16 protein-coding genes are annotated in these 16,595 nt (G+C 56.3%); 13 read left to right on the top strand and 3 right to left on the bottom strand.

Annotation, left to right across the window (positions count from 1 at the left end):
• Nucleotides 1-291: 291 nt before the first annotated feature.
• A complete protein-coding gene (locus ACOTX7_RS13115; RefSeq protein ID WP_047354116.1) occupies nt 292-1,245 on the top strand; it encodes a nickel/cobalt transporter in 954 nt (317 codons plus the stop codon).
• A gap of 32 nt (nt 1,246-1,277) precedes the next feature.
• Here the strand turns inward: ACOTX7_RS13115 and proP are convergent, their stop codons facing one another.
• Nucleotides 1,278-2,780, bottom strand: coding sequence for a glycine betaine/L-proline transporter ProP (proP, locus tag ACOTX7_RS13110; RefSeq protein ID WP_006810425.1), 1,503 nt, complete (start codon nt 2,778-2,780; stop codon nt 1,278-1,280).
• Nucleotides 2,781-3,428: 648 nt separating this feature from the next.
• Between proP and kdgT the strand changes: the two genes are divergently transcribed.
• On the top strand, nt 3,429-4,421 hold the full coding sequence (gene kdgT / locus ACOTX7_RS13105; protein WP_032673701.1) for a 2-keto-3-deoxygluconate transporter: 993 nt from the start codon (nt 3,429-3,431) through the stop codon (nt 4,419-4,421).
• A 33-nt stretch (nt 4,422-4,454) separates the two neighbouring features.
• Here kdgT and ACOTX7_RS13100 read toward each other — a convergent pair whose 3' ends face one another.
• Together ACOTX7_RS13100 and crfC are read right to left on the bottom strand one after the other, a co-directional pair.
• Nucleotides 4,455-5,333, bottom strand: coding sequence for a diguanylate cyclase regulator RdcB family protein (locus ACOTX7_RS13100; RefSeq protein WP_006810428.1), 879 nt, complete (start codon nt 5,331-5,333; stop codon nt 4,455-4,457).
• Nucleotides 5,330-7,684, bottom strand: a complete 2,355-nt coding sequence (gene crfC, locus ACOTX7_RS13095; protein WP_221256800.1) for a clamp-binding protein CrfC — start codon at nt 7,682-7,684, stop codon at nt 5,330-5,332. Before crfC ends, ACOTX7_RS13100 begins: the two co-directional genes overlap by 4 nt.
• Before the next feature lie 590 nt (nt 7,685-8,274).
• Here crfC and ACOTX7_RS13090 point away from each other — a divergent pair.
• The 11 genes from ACOTX7_RS13090 (at nt 8,275) to phnK (ending at nt 16,496) form a co-directional block, all read left to right on the top strand.
• A complete protein-coding gene (locus ACOTX7_RS13090; protein WP_006810430.1) occupies nt 8,275-8,610 on the top strand; it encodes a zinc ribbon domain-containing protein YjdM in 336 nt (111 codons plus the stop codon).
• 80 nt (nt 8,611-8,690) lie between these two features.
• Complete coding sequence (yjdN, locus tag ACOTX7_RS13085; protein ID WP_047354118.1) at nt 8,691-9,122, top strand: VOC family metalloprotein YjdN; 432 nt, start codon at nt 8,691-8,693, stop codon at nt 9,120-9,122.
• Nucleotides 9,123-9,295: 173 nt separating this feature from the next.
• Nucleotides 9,296-10,084, top strand: a complete 789-nt coding sequence (phnC, locus tag ACOTX7_RS13080) for a phosphonate ABC transporter ATP-binding protein (protein ID WP_221256799.1) — start codon at nt 9,296-9,298, stop codon at nt 10,082-10,084.
• 23 nt (nt 10,085-10,107) lie between these two features.
• Nucleotides 10,108-11,124, top strand: coding sequence for a phosphonate ABC transporter substrate-binding protein (gene phnD, locus ACOTX7_RS13075; protein WP_047354119.1), 1,017 nt, complete (start codon nt 10,108-10,110; stop codon nt 11,122-11,124).
• A gap of 158 nt (nt 11,125-11,282) precedes the next feature.
• Entirely contained in the window at nt 11,283-12,062 is a 780-nt protein-coding gene (phnE, locus tag ACOTX7_RS13070; RefSeq protein WP_006810433.1) for a phosphonate ABC transporter, permease protein PhnE, read from the top strand.
• A 20-nt stretch (nt 12,063-12,082) separates the two neighbouring features.
• The gene (gene phnF, locus ACOTX7_RS13065) at nt 12,083-12,808 is read left to right on the top strand and encodes a phosphonate metabolism transcriptional regulator PhnF (protein WP_205922819.1); all 726 of its coding nucleotides are present in this window, start codon (nt 12,083-12,085) and stop codon (nt 12,806-12,808) included.
• A complete protein-coding gene (phnG, locus tag ACOTX7_RS13060) occupies nt 12,809-13,261 on the top strand; it encodes a phosphonate C-P lyase system protein PhnG (protein WP_205922820.1) in 453 nt (150 codons plus the stop codon).
• Complete coding sequence (gene phnH / locus ACOTX7_RS13055; protein WP_047354122.1) at nt 13,258-13,842, top strand: phosphonate C-P lyase system protein PhnH; 585 nt, start codon at nt 13,258-13,260, stop codon at nt 13,840-13,842. Before phnG ends, phnH begins: the two co-directional genes overlap by 4 nt.
• Nucleotides 13,842-14,906 (top strand): carbon-phosphorus lyase complex subunit PhnI, encoded by a 1,065-nt coding sequence (locus ACOTX7_RS13050; protein ID WP_221256797.1) that lies wholly within the window; start codon nt 13,842-13,844, stop codon nt 14,904-14,906. Before phnH ends, ACOTX7_RS13050 begins: the two co-directional genes overlap by 1 nt.
• Nucleotides 14,899-15,744 carry an alpha-D-ribose 1-methylphosphonate 5-phosphate C-P-lyase PhnJ gene (phnJ, locus tag ACOTX7_RS13045; RefSeq protein ID WP_006810438.1) on the top strand — a complete coding sequence of 282 codons (846 nt, stop codon included), beginning with the start codon at nt 14,899-14,901 and terminating at the stop codon, nt 15,742-15,744. Before ACOTX7_RS13050 ends, phnJ begins: the two co-directional genes overlap by 8 nt.
• Nucleotides 15,741-16,496 (top strand): phosphonate C-P lyase system protein PhnK, encoded by a 756-nt coding sequence (gene phnK, locus ACOTX7_RS13040; RefSeq protein WP_221256796.1) that lies wholly within the window; start codon nt 15,741-15,743, stop codon nt 16,494-16,496. Before phnJ ends, phnK begins: the two co-directional genes overlap by 4 nt.
• Nucleotides 16,497-16,595: the final 99 nt, after the last annotated feature.

The following is a 16,595-nucleotide window of genomic DNA, read 5'->3' as shown; positions in this document are numbered from 1 at the left end:
TTTCCTCTTTCAGAGTCAACCCGTTATTTCAGGATTTTTTCTCTTCAACCGACCGGGTTGTCTGTGAAGTGATTCACATCCGCCGTGTCGATGGAGGCGCATTATAGGGAGTTCACGAGCGACCGCAACAGAAAAGTTGCAAAAAAATGACTGACTGCTGTATTCCCCAGCAAAACCCCGCTTTATACCTTTTTACGCACAGACTTATCCACAATTCATTGACGATCCCGGTGTGATCCACCCAATTGAACACTATACTAGCGGCAAATATTTCTCTCGCGGGCCAACCTCATGACGACACAACGACTTCAACGTGACTGGCGTATCCCAACCGCCGGGCTGACCGTGCTGGTGTTACTTATGGCAGGTTTTGCGCTGCATACGCACTGGAATGCTTTTATTCAGTGGTGCCTCGCCACCCAGATCACCCTACACCGATATCTGGTGATGTATCTCCTGCAACTTAATAATCATCAGTACAGCGGTGGGCTGTGGTTGTTAACCGGTGCGTTTCTTTATGGTGTACTCCATGCCGTTGGACCGGGACACGGCAAATTTATCGTCGCCACTTATCTCACCACCAATAAAGAGAGCCAGCTCGCGGCGCGCGTCGTACCGTTTATCGGTAGCCTGATGCAGGGCGTCAGCGCGATCCTCTTTGTCTTTATCCTGGCGGTTGGCTTAAACCTCGCGTCAGGGGATATCAGCACCAGCCGTTGGTATGTCGAGAAAATCAGCGCCGTACTGATTGCCGCCTTCGGTGCGTTTATCATTTATCAGGCGCTCAGCAGCCTGCGCCCACGCAAAATGGCGATTAACGCCATCAAGCCGCTTCACCAGCATAATGAACAGTGTGGCTGCGGCCATCACGGCGTTGGGGTGGATCTAACCAGAAGCGACTGGAAAACCCGCCTGGGCGTGGTGCTGGCCATTGGCGCGCGCCCGTGCAGCGGGGCAATTATGATCCTGATGTTCTCGAATGCGCTCGGCATTATTAGCTGGGGGATAGCTGCGGTGATGACAATGTCGCTGGGCACGGCGCTGTCGATTATGGGGCTGTCGCTGGCGGTACGTTACGCGCGTGAACGCACAGTAGCCTGGTTTGGTGGCGGCACGTCTCTGAACTGGGTAATGCCGATGGTCAAAATTGCCGGAGGGGTTGTTCTGATCCTGTTCGCGACGGTCCTGTTCCTGACGGTGATCCCCGTCAGCGCGGGCGGCGACTATATCGCCGCAGGATGCTAATAAAAGAAAACCCGCCAGCGGCGGGTTTTTTATCATTCGTTGATTCGCGGATGCTGATCAACAAGGCGAGAACGTTTTTTCTGAAGCGCCTCAATCTCTGCGTCAATATCTTCAATCTTCTGCTCTACATTATCGTAGTGCTCACGCAGGATCTCTTTCGCTTCCTGAATATCAGACGCCGCAGGCGTTGCCCCTTTCAGCGGACGATTCGCCGTCTCCTTCATGGTAATACCGGTAATCAGGCCGATCACCGCAATGACCATCAGATAGTAAGCAGGCATCATCAGGTTCTGCGTGCTCTCCACCAGTGAAGCAGCAAGCGTCGGCGTCAGGCCCGCAATCAGTACGGAGATATTAAAGGCCGCGGCCAGCGCGCTGTAGCGAATATGCGTCGGGAACATTGCCGGCAGCGTAGAAGCCATCACCCCGATAAAGCAGTTGAGGATCACCGCCAGCATCAGCAGACCGGCGAAAATCAGCCCCAGCACGTTACTGTTAATCAGAATAAAGGCCGGGATTGCCAGTGCGAACAGGGCGACGCTGCCAAGAATAATGAATGGCTTACGGCCAAAGCGGTCGCTCAGCAGACCCATAATCGGCTGCACAAACAGCATACCTACCATGATGGCGATAATAATCAGCACGCCGTGGTCTTCCGAGTAGTGCAGGTTATGCGACAGGTAGCTCGGCATATAGGTCAACAGCATGTAATAGGTGACGTTGGTGGAAATCACCAGACCAATACAGGTCAGCAGGCTGCGCCAGTGTTTAGTCGCGATCTCTTTAAACGACACTTTCGGGCCATCCTGCAACCCTTCACGGTCACCCTGCTCCAGCTTATCAACGTGCTGCTGGAACGCAGGCGTCTCTTCCAGGGCGTGACGCAGGTAAAGGCCAATAATGCCCAGCGGCAGCGCCAGGAAGAATGGAATACGCCAGCCCCAGTCAAGGAAGTTCTCTTCACCCACGACGGTTGAGATCAGAACGACAATCCCTGCACCCATGACGAACCCGGCAATCGAGCCAAAGTCCAGCCAGCTGCCCATAAAGCCGCGTTTACGGTCCGGAGAATATTCGGCGACAAATATCGATGCGCCGGTATATTCGCCGCCAACCGAGAAGCCCTGCGCCATCTTACAGATCAACAGCAGAATCGGCGCCCATATACCAATGGTCGCATACGACGGAATAAGGCCGATACAGAATGTACTTATCGACATGATGACAATGGTAATAGCCAGGATTTTCTGGCGACCATATTTATCACCCAACATGCCGAAGAAAAGACCACCGAGAGGGCGAATCAGGAAGGGAACAGAGAACGTACCCAGCGCGGCAATCATCTGCAAGCTGGGATCGGCACCGGGGAAGAACACTTTACCAAGTGCATAGGCCACAAAGCCATAAACACCAAAATCGAACCACTCCATCGCATTACCGAGCGAGGCCGCTGTAATCGCTTTGCGCAGTTTCGCGTCATCAATAATGGTGACATCGCGCAGCGTGATGGGTTTTACTTTTTTCCTTCTAAGCATAGCTTTCCTCGTAGACTCAGCCCCGTCCGTTTCACAGCGCCTTTTGCAAGCTGTGAACCAGAAATTCGCTCCATGCGAATCTCCTTATTCAAGCGTAGCAGGTTTACTTACATTGACGTTTTACCTCAATACAACCGAACCTGTTGACGCCTGTCTGGGCAGTTAAAGACCTTTTTACCCTACCAGCGTTTATATATGTGATCAACTTCACATATATTTTTCCTGTTTGTAAGTTGCCTTCAGCTTTTGTCAATTCACGATAAATAAGCTCATTCTCAATACCCCTTATCAAACCGATTTTAACGCCCGTTATTATTCCGCTCAAAACAAAAAAGAATCACATTTCTTCACACGGAATTTACACAAAATTTAATTATTAACAGTGAGAAATCCTGTTTACATTCAATATGTGACGAAGATAACTAAAACACTGTTTTATTTTGATTGAATCACAATTCCAAAGATCGCATGATAAATCCGAACACGATATCCCAGCGGCTTTCAAATGAAGGGAAACTGAACGTCAGAATTTCGCTTTACAGCATAAGTAACGAATCTATTGGTTCCGTTAAAAGGCAATCCATTGAATTTGCTGATCTAATTTTTAAGATTTCCGCCAGCCACGCGGGCGAGATGTGAGGGTTAATGATGAAAATTAAAGCTACAATAGAACGCATCCCTGGCGGGATGATGCTGGTCCCGCTGGTACTTGGTGCGATATTAAATACGCTGGCACCGAATACCGGTGCTTATTTTGGCGGTTTTACAAAAGGTATGATTACCGGAACGGTACCGATTCTGGCAGTCTGGTTCTTTTGCATCGGTGCGTCTATTAACTTGCGTGCAACAGGTACGGTATTACGTAAATCAGGGACGCTGGTCATTACCAAAATAGCGGTCGCCTGGGTTGTTGCCATGATCTGCGCGATGTTCATTCCGGAGAATGGAATTCAGACCGGTTTCTTCGCCGGATTATCCGTTCTGGCCATAGTCTCAGCAATGGATATGACCAACGGCGGTCTCTATGCCAGCCTGATGAATCAATATGGCACCAAAGAAGAATCAGGCGCATTCGTGCTGATGTCCCTGGAGTCGGGTCCGCTGATGACCATGTTGATTCTGGGGTCTGCTGGCCTTGCCTCCTTTGAACCGCACCACTTTGTCGGGGCGATCCTGCCGTTCCTGATTGGTTTTGCGCTGGGCAACCTCGATCACGATCTGCGCGATTTCTTCAGCAAAGCCACCCCGGTACTGATCCCGTTCTTCGGCTTCGCGCTGGGCAATACCATCAACCTGAACGTGATTCTCGAAACCGGCCTGCTGGGTATTGTGCTGGGTGTTGCCGTCATCGTCATCACGGGTATTCCGCTGATTATTGCAGACCGCGTCATCGGGGGCGGCAACGGAACCGCGGGTGTAGCCGCCTCTTCGGCCGCAGGTGCTGCGGTAGCCAACCCGGTGATTATCGCCCAGATTAACCCGGCCTTTGAACCCGTGGCCGCTTCCGCTACGGCTCTGGTTGCCGCCAGCGTGATTGTGACGGCAATTCTGGTCCCCATCATCACGGCACTGTACGCCAGACGCTTTGGGCATGTGCCTGAGTCCCGGACAGAACCTGAAGCGGTCGAAATGCACCACTAACCTGTTCGCCCCCTCCTTAAAACGAGGGGGCAATCACGCACCAAACATCTCTTCCACCATGCCATCTACCAGCCGTTTTGCCGAACAGAGCCTCGGCATCCCCAGCGCGACCGTTTGCCAGCTCTGCGTCACTGACCAGCTCACCGGATGTTTATCCGCCTGACACCAGTCCCCCAGCCAGCCCAGCATATCTTTATAATCAATCAGACCGGGAGAGGAGGGCGTCGTCAGCCACTGATGATAAAAATGCCGGGTCGTGGGAGAAGCATTAATCCCCTGTGCCAGATAGTTTGCGGCCATGCTGCGCAGATTGTCTTTCAGCATGGCCGCGACGTCACTGTTCGCCAGACGACAGGCATCGCCAAAAGCGCCCCAGCGCAACTCTTCCAGCGCAATAAAGCAGCGGCCAGCCAGCGACCAGCCGTCATACTGCCCGGCTCGCCAGCGGGTAAAAATTTGCTCGCTGTGCTCACCCGCCTGCACCGTAAGGCCGCGCTGCGCGAGCGCTTTCTCTTTATAAGCGGCACGCTGGTTGAAATGCACGGAGAGCGCCTCGTACTGTTGCAATAATCCGGGAGGGTGTGGGATGCGTGGGTTAACCTGCTGGCGCAGGGCTACCAGCTTATCGGTCATACGGGTCAGCGCAAGGTGTCCGGGGTCAAGCATCCCGGCCAGTTTCTCCGCCAGCCCCAGCCGTAGCGCTGCATTTTCGTTGAGCATTCCCGCCATTGCCCACGGCCGCAGCCGGGTCTGCGTAATGATCTCCTGCGTCAAACGCTCACGAAATTGCAGCTGCTGTGGCCCCAGGAGGGAGTGACGTGCAGCATCCGCCCCCTGGACCAAATCGACCATAAATTTTGGATGAATACACTCCAGCGTCCGCCCGGGACCGTCCAGTAGCTGTGTTGTCATGGTTGCTCTGCCGCGAATAAGGTTTGAATATCATCGCGTAACAGTCGGGTATCTTCCTGAATCCACGCCGCAGTGGTCATACTTTGCTTCAACAACTGGCTAAGCGCCCGGGTTGAATGCTCATTCTGCTGCCGCACGGCAAGGCTATCACGCAAGCTTTCCTGTAACCCGGTCAGGCATAACGAAAACTCTGCAAAGAACGTTGCCATACCTGCCGTAACAGAGACATCGACCTGCGCGGCCAAAGCTTTACGAATTTGATCGCAAAACTGATCGGTATGATGCGTAAATTTGCCATGAAGTTGAGCGATGTCGATGACATAGCGTGTGCGCGTCACCACATACTCTTCCCAGCCCCAGCCAGGATTATTGAGCCAGCGCGAGACGGTATCACGTACGCTGCCCGCCCCTGCTGGCTGACTGGCAGGAGGAGTGTCCTGCACAATGGCATCATTAAATAAACTGCGGGTATTGAAATTAAGCTGGTTTGCCTGGAACGCCGGGAAGCTAATCCGCGCCCGAAATCCGGCATGACTAAGCTGTTCCTTGATTCGCGTCTCGATGGGGCGCATCGCCTCATTCAACGATCGGGCGAGCGTAGACTCCAGTTGATCGAAACGTAACGCCAGCTCCCGGCCAATTCTGCTCTGCGCACTCAGCAAAATCTGTTCGCATGACGATCGGATCTTGCTCAGGACAATCTGCGCCTGCCCTTCATCGTCAAGCACCAGCTGCTGGATCGTATCCGCGTCGTCTGTACGCAAACTGGATGGCTCGCGCCCTGCTAAATCAAGAATAAACGGACGGCTGAAAATGTCGCCCAGCGCCTGGTGAAGTTCACCTTTCTGGCGAAGCAGGAATGAGTCCGTTGCGTTGAGCGCCTCTTCAACTTCATGTTGAACCTCATCGCTCACCACGCTTTGCCGCTGACGCAGCATCGTCATATCCTCTTCCAGACGCGCAATATTCAGTTCCAGCTCATCAAAAGCGACCGTCAGTCCCTGATGGCGAAAATCCAGGTATTCTCTGGCATTTTGCGCATAGTTCAGCAGCTTATGTGATGCCGACCGCAGAGCGAACAGCGAAGCGTTGGCGTAAGCCGCGTAAATCAGTTTGCGGATGGGCTGTTCAAACAGCGAATCCTCCCACAGCAGATCCGCCGCATGGCGAATATGGTCAATATCGTCCAGGTCGGCCGTTCGCCAGCGGCGACCCAGCGCGGCCTCGGCAAAATCCTGTACCCAACGCTGATCCTGATGATCGGGAAGCCGCCCATGGACGTTCATCTCATAGCGGGCGCGGTTTGCCAGATAAGCCCACATGGAAGAGACCGGATAAATTTGCCCCGGCGAAATATTCCCTTTCATCAGCGTGCCGGAAATCATCGCCCGCACCTGCTCTTCATCATCGCTGTTACGATCTTTCTGATCGAATTTATTGACCAGGGCGTAAAGCGGCACGGATTTCCCCGCCGCCGAAATTGCCTGACGAACCTCCGCATCAGAAATAGATTTAAGCTGGGTATAGTCCATCACCGCCAGCACGGCGGAGGCGCGCGCCAGCTGCTCGCTGAGCATTTTTTGCAGGTGCGGCTGCCCAGCCTCGTTCGGCCCCGGCGTGTCGAGCAGCGTCAGTTGCCCCAGGTGCGCGTCCAGACCGGCGAGATGCACAAACTCCACCTCAATCACCGGAATATGTTCAATCGCGGCATACTCAGAGAATGGAAACTCCACGCCCAGCGCCTGAGAAAGCCGCACCAGATCGTTCAGGCTTTTCAGACAATGAAAGATGGGCTCCGCGCCCAGGTGATGTTTTTCAAACGCCTCACCTCTTTCGATGCGCTCCAGCAGCGTAGTCATGTCCTTGTCTATTTCCAGTCGCCGCGCCAGCTTACCGCGATCTTTTTCGCACAGTTTTTTTTGCAACTGAGCAATCAGGGTATCAATGGGCGCAACGTGCAAAAAATGCAGCACCGGCTCCTTCTGGCCCGGCGTATGGCGGATCAGCGTGGGAAGCGCCGTCATCGGACGATTGCGGTTCGGCAGCACTTCAGTGCCCACAATCGCATTAATGGTGGTCGATTTTCCCGCTTTCATGGTACCCACAATCGCCAGTACCATTTCGAGCCGGGTTATTTTGCGTAATTCGTTATTCAGCATCGCCTGCTGAGCATCGACTCCCCGCGCGCTAAAATGTAATGGCAAAACGTTGTTATTAACGCTGCTCATGGCAGCGGCTGTGCTATCCAGCTTTGCAATCGGCATCGATTTTAATGAATCAAGATTGTTCAGTGCGAGCTGTAACAAACGTTCAGCTTCCTGGCTTAATTCAAATATGGTCTGTGTGTGCATGATAAAAGCCTTCCCTTAACGCAAATTTATTACTTTTATTAAGCCACGATGTTTTAATTATACTTTTCAGGCTTATATGATCACGTATGGAAAACATGTTCATTTAATACAACTGATTGAAGCCAATGAGAATTTAACAACCGCCCTCGTAATGCGTGTAAAACAACCCCTGGCCAGAAAGCCAAAAGTGAATAGACAAAACGCATTTTCAGGAAACATCAGGATATATCATCGTTATTTACCCACCAAAAAAGAGAGGTATTCCCTGGCACCAAAAGATGTATAGCATCAGAGGGGATAGATAAATAACGGCTTGTTCCTTCACCTTATCCGAAATGGCACAGCGTAGCAATTTGCGGTAATAAAATATTCGATACATTTAACATGATGACGATCGCTACCGTTCAGGGCACAACCCTCCCTTAATTCATTGACCGTTCGTGTCATCGCTTGCGCTTTTATGCGCTATTTTTATAAAACAATATCACCGACAAATGTGGGGATTTGCGTTATACTCGCTGCCTTTTTCGGCACACTGCCGTCATTTAGCTGGCGTTTTCCAGCGTGTTAACACTTTTGAGGATACCAACATGCAACTTCCACACTGCCCGAAATGCAATTCTGAATACACTTATGAAGACAATGGCATGTTCGTTTGCCCGGAATGCGCCCATGAATGGAACGATGCGGAGCCTGCGCAGGACAGCGATACGCTGATCGTGAAAGACGCGAACGGCAACCTGCTGGCAGACGGCGACAGCGTTACCGTTGTGAAAGATCTGAAGGTAAAAGGCAGCTCCTCCATGCTGAAGATCGGCACGAAAGTCAAAAATATCCGTCTGGTTGAAGGCGATCATAATATCGACTGCAAAATTGACGGCTTCGGTCCGATGAAACTGAAATCTGAGTTCGTGAAAAAGAACTGATTGACCCGCCCGGTGACGCTTCGCTTACCGGGCGTCCGGGAACTACACTTAACGGGCTTTTCTTACGTGAGGTAAAGATTATGCCGTTAAGTCCCTATATCTCTTTCGCTGGCAACTGTGCGGAGGCTACCGCCTTCTATCAGCAGGCCGTCGGCGCAGAACTCCTCTACAAAATCACCTTCGGCGAAATGCCTAAAGACGAAAACAGCGAAGAAGGCTGTCCGTCAGGCATGAACTTCCCGGATTCCGCCATCGCCCACTCGAACGTCCGCATTGCTGGCAGCGATATCATGATGAGCGACGGTCTGCCGCCCGGCAGCAGCGCGCAATACGCAGGCTTCACGCTGGTGCTCGACACACAGGACGTGAATGAAGGCAAACGCTGGTTCGACAACCTCTCTGATGGCGGCAATATCGAAATGGCCTGGCAGGAGACTTTCTGGGCGCACGGATTCGGTAAAGTCACCGACAAATACGGTGTGCCGTGGATGATTAACGTCGTTAAATCGTAGGCCGGTTAAGCGCAGCGCATCCGGCAACAGCGCCCGGTGGCGCTGCGCTGACCGTGCCTACGGTGATTGTCATCAAACTCACCTCAACTCTTCAAACTCCCGCAACCAACACTTAACCTGAATGTCATATTGATGCGCCAGCATGAGGCCACATTTATCGTGAGGCCCGGCACATGCAAACTGTCATTCGCGTCGAGAAACTGAGCAAAACCTTCCATCACAACAAGGCGCTGCATGCCGTTGATCTGACCGTCCAGCAGGGCGAAATGGTGGCGCTGTTGGGGCCGTCTGGTTCAGGTAAATCCACCCTTCTTCGTCACTTAAGCGGCCTGATTACCTGCGACACAACGCCGGAAAGCCGCGTCGAACTGCTGGGTAACACCGTGCAACACGCGGGCCGTCTGGCGAGCGATATTCGCAAAAGCCGCGCTCAGACGGGCTATATCTTTCAGCAGTTCAACCTGGTAAACCGCCTGACCGTGCTCGAGAACGTGCTGATTGGCGCGCTCGGCAGCACCCCGTTCTGGCGCACCTGCCTGCGCTGGTTCTCCCCATCCCAGAAGCAGGAAGCCTTACAGGCGCTGACCCGCGTCGGCATGGCGCATTTTGCCCACCAGCGCGTCTCCACGCTGTCCGGCGGACAGCAGCAGCGTGTCGCCATCGCCCGCGCCCTGATGCAGAAAGCCAAAATCATTCTGGCCGACGAACCTATCGCCTCGCTGGATCCGGAGTCCGCCCGCATCGTGATGGAAACCCTGCGCGACATCAACCAGAACGATGGCATCACCGTGGTAGTGACGCTGCACCAGGTAGATTACGCCCTGCGCTACTGCGAGCGCATCGTCGCCCTGCGTCAGGGCCATGTGTTCTTTGATGGCGCAAGCCACCAGTTTGATAACGAACGTTTTGATCATCTCTACCGCAGCGTAAACCGCGTCGAAGAACGCGCGCAGGCTGCTTAACGTCCCCATAACGAGGAATGGACATGAACTACAAAGCCGTTGCCGCGCTGGCCTTCACCAGCATGTTCAGCATCAGCACGCTGTTAAGCCCGGCCCACGCCGAGGAGCAGGAAAAAGCGCTGAACTTTGGCATTATTTCAACGGAATCACAGCAAAACCTGAAGCCGCAGTGGGAACCGTTCCTGAAAGATATGGAAACCAAACTGGGGATCAAAGTGAACGCGTTCTTCGCTCCGGACTACGCGGGCATCATCCAGGGAATGCGCTTCAACAAAGTGGACATCGCATGGTACGGCAACCTCTCTGCGATGGAAGCAGTGGATCGTGCCAACGGTCAGGTCTTTGCCCAGACCGTTGCGGCAGACGGCTCCCCGGGCTACTGGAGCGTACTGATCGTTAACAAAGACAGCCCGATCAACAACCTCAACGACATGCTCGCCAGACGCAAAGAGCTGACCTTTGGTAATGGCGATCCGAATTCTACGTCTGGCTTCCTTGTACCGGGTTACTACGTCTTCGCGAAAAACAACGCCTCCGCCAGCGACTTCAAACGCACGGTCAACGCCAGTCACGAAACCAACGCCCTGGCCGTGGCGAATAAACAGGTGGATGTTGCCACCAACAACACCGAAAACCTCGACAAGCTGAAGACCTCCGCGCCGGACAAGCTCAAGGAAATCAAGGTGATCTGGAAATCGCCGCTGATCCCGGGCGACCCAATCGTGTGGCGTAAAAATCTCTCCGAGAGCACCAAGGACAAGGTCTACGACTTCTTTATGAACTACGGCAAAACGCCGGAAGAGAAAGCGGTTCTGACGCGTCTGGGCTGGGCACCGTTCCGCGCATCCAGCGATTTGCAGCTGGTGCCGATTCGCCAGCTGGCGCTGTTTAAGCAGATGCAGGGCGTGAAGGACAACAAAGGTCTGAAGGAAGAAGAGAAGACCAGCAAAGTGTCGGAAATTCAGGCGCAGCTGGACGATCTCGACCGCCTGACCGCCGCGCTGGGCGCCATGACCAGCGTGAACAAAGCGGTGCAGTAACTTAAGTCCCCTCTCCCTTGAGGGAGAGGGTTAGGGTGAGGGGGAAATGCGCACGCTGATGCCCTCACCCCGGCCCTCTCCCACAGGGAGAGGGAGAACAGATCGTAGGCCGGATAAGCGTAGCGCCATCCGGCACACAAAGAGCCACGGAGTAAAACATGCAAACCATCACCCTCCCGCCGCCAAAGCGCAGCTGGTTCTCGCTCATAAGCTGGGCCATCCTGCTGGCGGTGCTGGTCATCTCCTGGAAAGGCGCGGAAATGGATCCGCTGCTGCTCGTCAAAGATTCCGGCAACATGGCGACCTTCGCCGCCGACTTCTTCCCGCCGGACTTCAGCCAGTGGCCGGATTACCTCAGCGAAATGGCGATCACTCTGCAAATTGCCGTCTGGGGCACCGCCCTTGCTGTCGTTCTCTCCATTCCGTTTGGCCTGATGAGCGCCGAGAACATCGTACCGTGGTGGGTTTACCAGCCGATGCGTCGTCTGATGGACGCCTGCCGCGCCATCAACGAGATGGTGTTCGCCATGCTGTTCGTGGTCGCCGTCGGCCTGGGTCCGTTCGCGGGCGTGATGGCGCTGTTCATCCACACCACCGGCGTGCTCTCCAAGCTACTCTCCGAAGCGGTTGAGGCCATCGAGCCTGGCCCGGTGGAAGGCATCCGCGCAACCGGGGCCAACAAAATCGAAGAGATCCTCTACGGCGTCCTGCCGCAGGTGATGCCGCTGCTCATTTCCTACTCCCTGTATCGCTTCGAGTCTAACGTTCGCTCCGCCACCGTGGTCGGCATGGTCGGCGCAGGCGGGATTGGCGTCACCCTGTGGGAAGCGATTCGCGGTTTCCAGTTCCAGCAAACCTGCGCCCTGATGGTGCTCATCATCATCACCGTCAGCCTGCTGGATTTCCTCTCTCAACGTTTGCGTAAGCACTTCATCTGAGAAGCGAGGCTTTGATTTGTATGCACTTATCCAGACATCCGACCAGTTACCCCACCCGCTGGCAAGAGATTGCGGCAAAGCTCGAAGTGGAGCTGCGCACGCACTACCGCTGCGGCGACTACCTGCCTGCCGAACAGCAGCTTGCCGACCGGTACGAAGTGAACCGCCACACCCTGCGACGCGCCATTGACCAGCTGGTCGAGCGCGGCTGGGTCCAGCGCCGTCAGGGCGTGGGCGTGCTGGTGCTGATGCGCCCGTTCGACTACCCGCTCAACGCTCAGGCGCGTTTTAGCCAGAACCTGCTCGATCAGGGTAGCCATCCCACCAGCGAAAAGCTGCTCTCGGTATTGCGCCCGGCCTCCCGCCACGTGGCGGACGCGCTGGGGATCCAGGAGGGTGACAACGTCGTACATCTGCGCACGTTGCGCCGGGTGAACGGCGTGGCGGTTTGTCAGATCGACCACTACTTCGCGGACCTCACCCTCTGGCCCGTGCTGCAACATTTCGCCAGCGGTTCCCTGCATGATTTTCTTCAGGACGCGACGGGCATCGCGCTCAAACGCACCCAGACGCGCATCAGCGCCCGCCGCGCGCAGGCAAAAGAGAGCAAGGTGCTGGAAATTCCCAACATGGCCCCGCTGCTCTGCGTGCGCACCCTCAACCACCGTGACGGCGAGGTCAACGCAACGGAATACTCCGTCAGCCTGACCCGCGCCGACATGATTGAATTTACCATGGAGCACTGAATGCACTTCGACACTGCCACTCGTCAGCGCTGGATGCGCGTGCTGGCCCACAGCCAGCCTGCTGCGCTGGCTGCCCGCATGAACGCGCTCGGCCTGACGCCGGACTACGACACGATCCGCGCGCCGGAGATCGGCCTGGTGCAGATCCAGGCACGCATGGGCGGCACCGGCGAGCGCTTCTTCGCTGGCGATGCCACCCTCACCCGCGCGGTGATCCGCCTGAACAGCGGCACGCTGGGCTACGGCTACGTGCTGGGCCGCGACAAAGCGCACGCCGAGCGCTGCGCAGCGATCGACGCGCTTTTACAGGAACCGCCACATTTTCAGACGTTAATGGAAACCCTTATTGCCCCGCTGGAAGCTGACCGCGCCGCACGCCTTGCCGCGCGTCAGGCCGAAGTGAATACCAGCCGGGTCGATTTCTTTACGCTCGTTCGCGGAGACAACGCATGACGCTTCAACCTGCTTTTACCCTGGCCGTCCAGGACGCCCAACAGAGTTTTCGTCGCCTGCTGAAAGCCATGAGCGAGCCGGGCGTGATTGTCTCCCTGCATCAGCTTTCACAGGGCTGGCTGCCGCTAAACCTGGCGACCACCAGCGTGCTGCTGACCCTGGCCGACAACGACACCCCGGTGTGGCTGTCAGGCGCATTGCTGAACGATATCGCCAGCCAGAACCTGCGCTTTCACACCAGCGCGCCGCTGGTCGAACAGCCCCAGCAGGCGGTTTTCGCCGTGGCCGACGAGCAGATCAGCCATGAACAGCTTAACGCCCTGAGCGAAGGCAGCGCCGTCGCACCGGAAACCAGCGCCACGCTGATCCTGCAAGTCTCCAGCCTGAGCGGTGGCCGCATGTTGCGCCTGACGGGGGCTGGCATCGCCGACGAGCGGATGGTCGCGCCCCAGTTGCCGGAGTGCATCATTCATGAGCTGACCGAGCGTCCGCATCCGTTCCCGCTCGGTATCGACCTGATCCTGACCTGCGGCGAACGCCTGCTGGCGATCCCGCGGACCACTCACGTGGAGGTGTGCTGATGTACGTTGCCGTCAAAGGGGGCGAGAAGGCGATCGCCGCCGCCCATGCCTTGCAGGAGCACAGACGTCGGGGGGATGACGCCCTTCCCGAGCTAAGCGTCGCCCAGATTGAACAGCAGTTAAACCTGGCCGTCGACCGCGTGATGACCGAAGGCGGCATCGCGGACCGCGAGCTGGCGGCGCTGGCGCTGAAGCAGGCCAGCGGCGATAACGTGGAAGCCATCTTCCTGCTGCGCGCTTACCGCACTACGCTGGCGAAGCTGGCGGTGAGCGAGCCGGTGAACACGGCGGAAATGCGATTAGAGCGCCGTATTTCTGCGGTTTATAAAGACATCCCCGGCGGCCAGCTGCTTGGCCCAACCTACGACTACACCCATCGCCTGCTGGACTTCACTCTGCTGGCGAACGGTGAAGCGCCGCAGCTCAACACTTCAGACGCCGAACACGACGCCTCTCCGCACGTCTTTAGCCTGCTGGCCAACCAGGGGCTGGCGAAGGCGGAAGAGGACACCGGCAGCACACCGGATGACATCACCCGCACGCCGCCGGTCTATCCCTGTTCGCGCTCGTCCCGCCTGCAACAGCTGATGCGCGGCGACGAAGGCTATCTTCTGGCACTCGCCTACTCCACCCAGCGCGGCTACGGGCGCAACCACCCGTTCGCGGCGGAGATCCGCAGCGGTTATCTCGATATCGAAATCGTGCCGGAAGAGCTGGGTTTTGCGGTAAACGTCGGCGAACTCTTGATGACAGAGTGTGAAATGGTTAACGGGTTTGTCGCGCCAGAGAATGAAGCTCCGCACTTTACCCGCGGCTACGGGCTGGTGTACGGCCTGAGCGAGCGCAAGGCGATGGCGATGGCATTGGTTGACCGCGCGCTCCAGGCGCCGGACTACGGCGAGCCAGTTTCCGGCCCGGCACAGGACGAAGAGTTCGTGCTGGCCCACGCGGATAACGTCGAGGCCGCGGGCTTTGTCTCGCACCTCAAGCTGCCCCACTACGTCGATTTCCAGGCTGAACTGGAACTGCTGAAACGCCTGCAACGGGAGCGCGCTAATGGCTAACTTAAGCGGCTACAACTTTGCCTATCTGGACGAGCAAACCAAACGCATGATCCGCCGCGCCATCTTAAAAGCGGTGGCTATTCCGGGCTATCAGGTGCCGTTTGGTGGTCGTGAAATGCCAATGCCCTACGGCTGGGGCACCGGCGGCATTCAGATCACCGCCAGCGTGATTGGCGAAGCGGACGTGCTGAAGGTCATTGACCAGGGCGCGGACGACACCACCAACGCCGTGTCGATCCGCAACTTCTTTAAGCGCGTGACGGGCGTCAACACCACCGAGAAAACCGAAGACGCGACGCTGATCCAGACCCGTCACCGCATCCCGGAAACCCCGCTGACGGAAGATCAGATTTTGATTTTCCAGGTGCCGATCCCGGAGCCGCTGCGCTTTATCGAGCCGCGCGAAACCGAAACCCGCACCATGCACGCGCTGGAGGAGTACGGGATCATGCAGGTCAAACTGTATGAGGACATCGCCCGTTTCGGCCATATTGCCACCACCTACGCCTACCCGGTGAAGGTCAACGGGCGCTACGTAATGGATCCGTCGCCCATCCCGAAATTCGATAACCCGAAGATGGACATGATGCCCGCCCTGCAACTCTTTGGCGCCGGACGTGAAAAACGCATCTACGCCGTCCCGCCGTATACCCGTGTGGAGAGCCTCGATTTCGACGATCACCCGTTTACGGTGCAGGAGTGGGACGAGCCGTGCGCCATCTGTGGCTCGAAGCACAGCTATCTGGATGAAGTGGTGCTGGACGACACGGGCAAGCGGATGTTTGTCTGCTCCGACACCGATTACTGCCGCCAACAGAGCGAGGCGAACAGCCAATGAAACCGCTGCTTTCAGTTGATAACCTGACTCACCTTTATGCGCCGGGCAAAGGCTTTAGCGACGTGTCGTTTGAGCTGTGGCCGGGCGAAGTGCTGGGCATTGTCGGCGAGTCCGGCTCCGGCAAAACCACCCTGCTGAAATCCATCTCCGCGCGCCTGACGCCGCAGAACGGCGACATTTTATATGAGGGCGTGTCGCTGTATGGCATGAGCGAAGCCGAACGCCGCCGCCTGCTGCGCACCGAGTGGGGCGTGGTGCATCAGCATCCGATGGACGGCCTGCGTCGCCACGTCTCAGCGGGAGGCAATATCGGCGAGCGACTGATGGCCACCGGTGCGCGCCATTACGGCAACATCCGCGCTACCGCGCAACACTGGCTGGAAGAAGTTGAAATCCCCGCCTCGCGCATTGACGACCTGCCCACCACCTTCTCCGGCGGTATGCAGCAGCGTTTACAGATTGCCCGCAATCTCGTTACCCATCCGAAGCTGGTGTTTATGGATGAACCGACCGGCGGGCTGGACGTCTCCGTGCAGGCGCGCCTGCTCGACCTGCTGCGCGGCCTGGTGGTGGAGCTGAACCTCGCGGTGGTGATTGTCACCCATGATTTAGGCGTTGCGCGCCTGCTGGCGGACCGCCTGCTGGTAATGAAGCAGGGTCAGGTGGTGGAAAGTGGGCTGACCGACCGCGTGCTCGACGACCCGCATCATCCGTATACCCAGTTGCTGGTGTCGTCCGTATTGCAGAACTGATGCTTCTTTGCCGAGTGGCGGCTCCGCCTTACCCGGCCTACAGGTGCGCTATTCGTAGGCCGGGTAAGCGAAGCGCCACCCGGCAACCCAAACCCACGA

The sequence above is a fragment of the Enterobacter cloacae complex sp. IR5418 genome (assembly GCF_049238105.1).
Lineage (GTDB): Bacteria > Pseudomonadota > Gammaproteobacteria > Enterobacterales > Enterobacteriaceae > Enterobacter > Enterobacter hormaechei.
This window is presented reverse-complemented; position numbering and strand designations above follow the sequence as displayed.

Excerpts from the sequence above, each read along its gene's own strand:
- ACOTX7_RS13090 (WP_006810430.1), top strand. The coding sequence starts at position 8,275 with ATGCAACTTCCACACTGCCCGAAATGCAATTCTGAATACACTTATGAA.
- proP (WP_006810425.1), bottom strand. The coding sequence starts at position 2,780 with ATGCTTAGAAGGAAAAAAGTAAAACCCATCACGCTGCGCGATGTCACC.
- phnC (WP_221256799.1), top strand. The coding sequence starts at position 9,296 with ATGCAAACTGTCATTCGCGTCGAGAAACTGAGCAAAACCTTCCATCAC.
- crfC (WP_221256800.1), bottom strand. The coding sequence starts at position 7,684 with ATGCACACACAGACCATATTTGAATTAAGCCAGGAAGCTGAACGTTTG.
- ACOTX7_RS13115 (WP_047354116.1), top strand. The coding sequence starts at position 292 with ATGACGACACAACGACTTCAACGTGACTGGCGTATCCCAACCGCCGGG.
- phnH (WP_047354122.1), top strand. The coding sequence starts at position 13,258 with ATGACGCTTCAACCTGCTTTTACCCTGGCCGTCCAGGACGCCCAACAG.
- phnJ (WP_006810438.1), top strand. The coding sequence starts at position 14,899 with ATGGCTAACTTAAGCGGCTACAACTTTGCCTATCTGGACGAGCAAACC.
- ACOTX7_RS13100 (WP_006810428.1), bottom strand. The coding sequence starts at position 5,333 with ATGACAACACAGCTACTGGACGGTCCCGGGCGGACGCTGGAGTGTATT.
- phnK (WP_221256796.1), top strand. The coding sequence starts at position 15,741 with ATGAAACCGCTGCTTTCAGTTGATAACCTGACTCACCTTTATGCGCCG.
- phnE (WP_006810433.1), top strand. The coding sequence starts at position 11,283 with ATGCAAACCATCACCCTCCCGCCGCCAAAGCGCAGCTGGTTCTCGCTC.
- phnF (WP_205922819.1), top strand. The coding sequence starts at position 12,083 with ATGCACTTATCCAGACATCCGACCAGTTACCCCACCCGCTGGCAAGAG.
- phnG (WP_205922820.1), top strand. The coding sequence starts at position 12,809 with ATGCACTTCGACACTGCCACTCGTCAGCGCTGGATGCGCGTGCTGGCC.
- kdgT (WP_032673701.1), top strand. The coding sequence starts at position 3,429 with ATGAAAATTAAAGCTACAATAGAACGCATCCCTGGCGGGATGATGCTG.
- ACOTX7_RS13050 (WP_221256797.1), top strand. The coding sequence starts at position 13,842 with ATGTACGTTGCCGTCAAAGGGGGCGAGAAGGCGATCGCCGCCGCCCAT.
- phnD (WP_047354119.1), top strand. The coding sequence starts at position 10,108 with ATGAACTACAAAGCCGTTGCCGCGCTGGCCTTCACCAGCATGTTCAGC.
- yjdN (WP_047354118.1), top strand. The coding sequence starts at position 8,691 with ATGCCGTTAAGTCCCTATATCTCTTTCGCTGGCAACTGTGCGGAGGCT.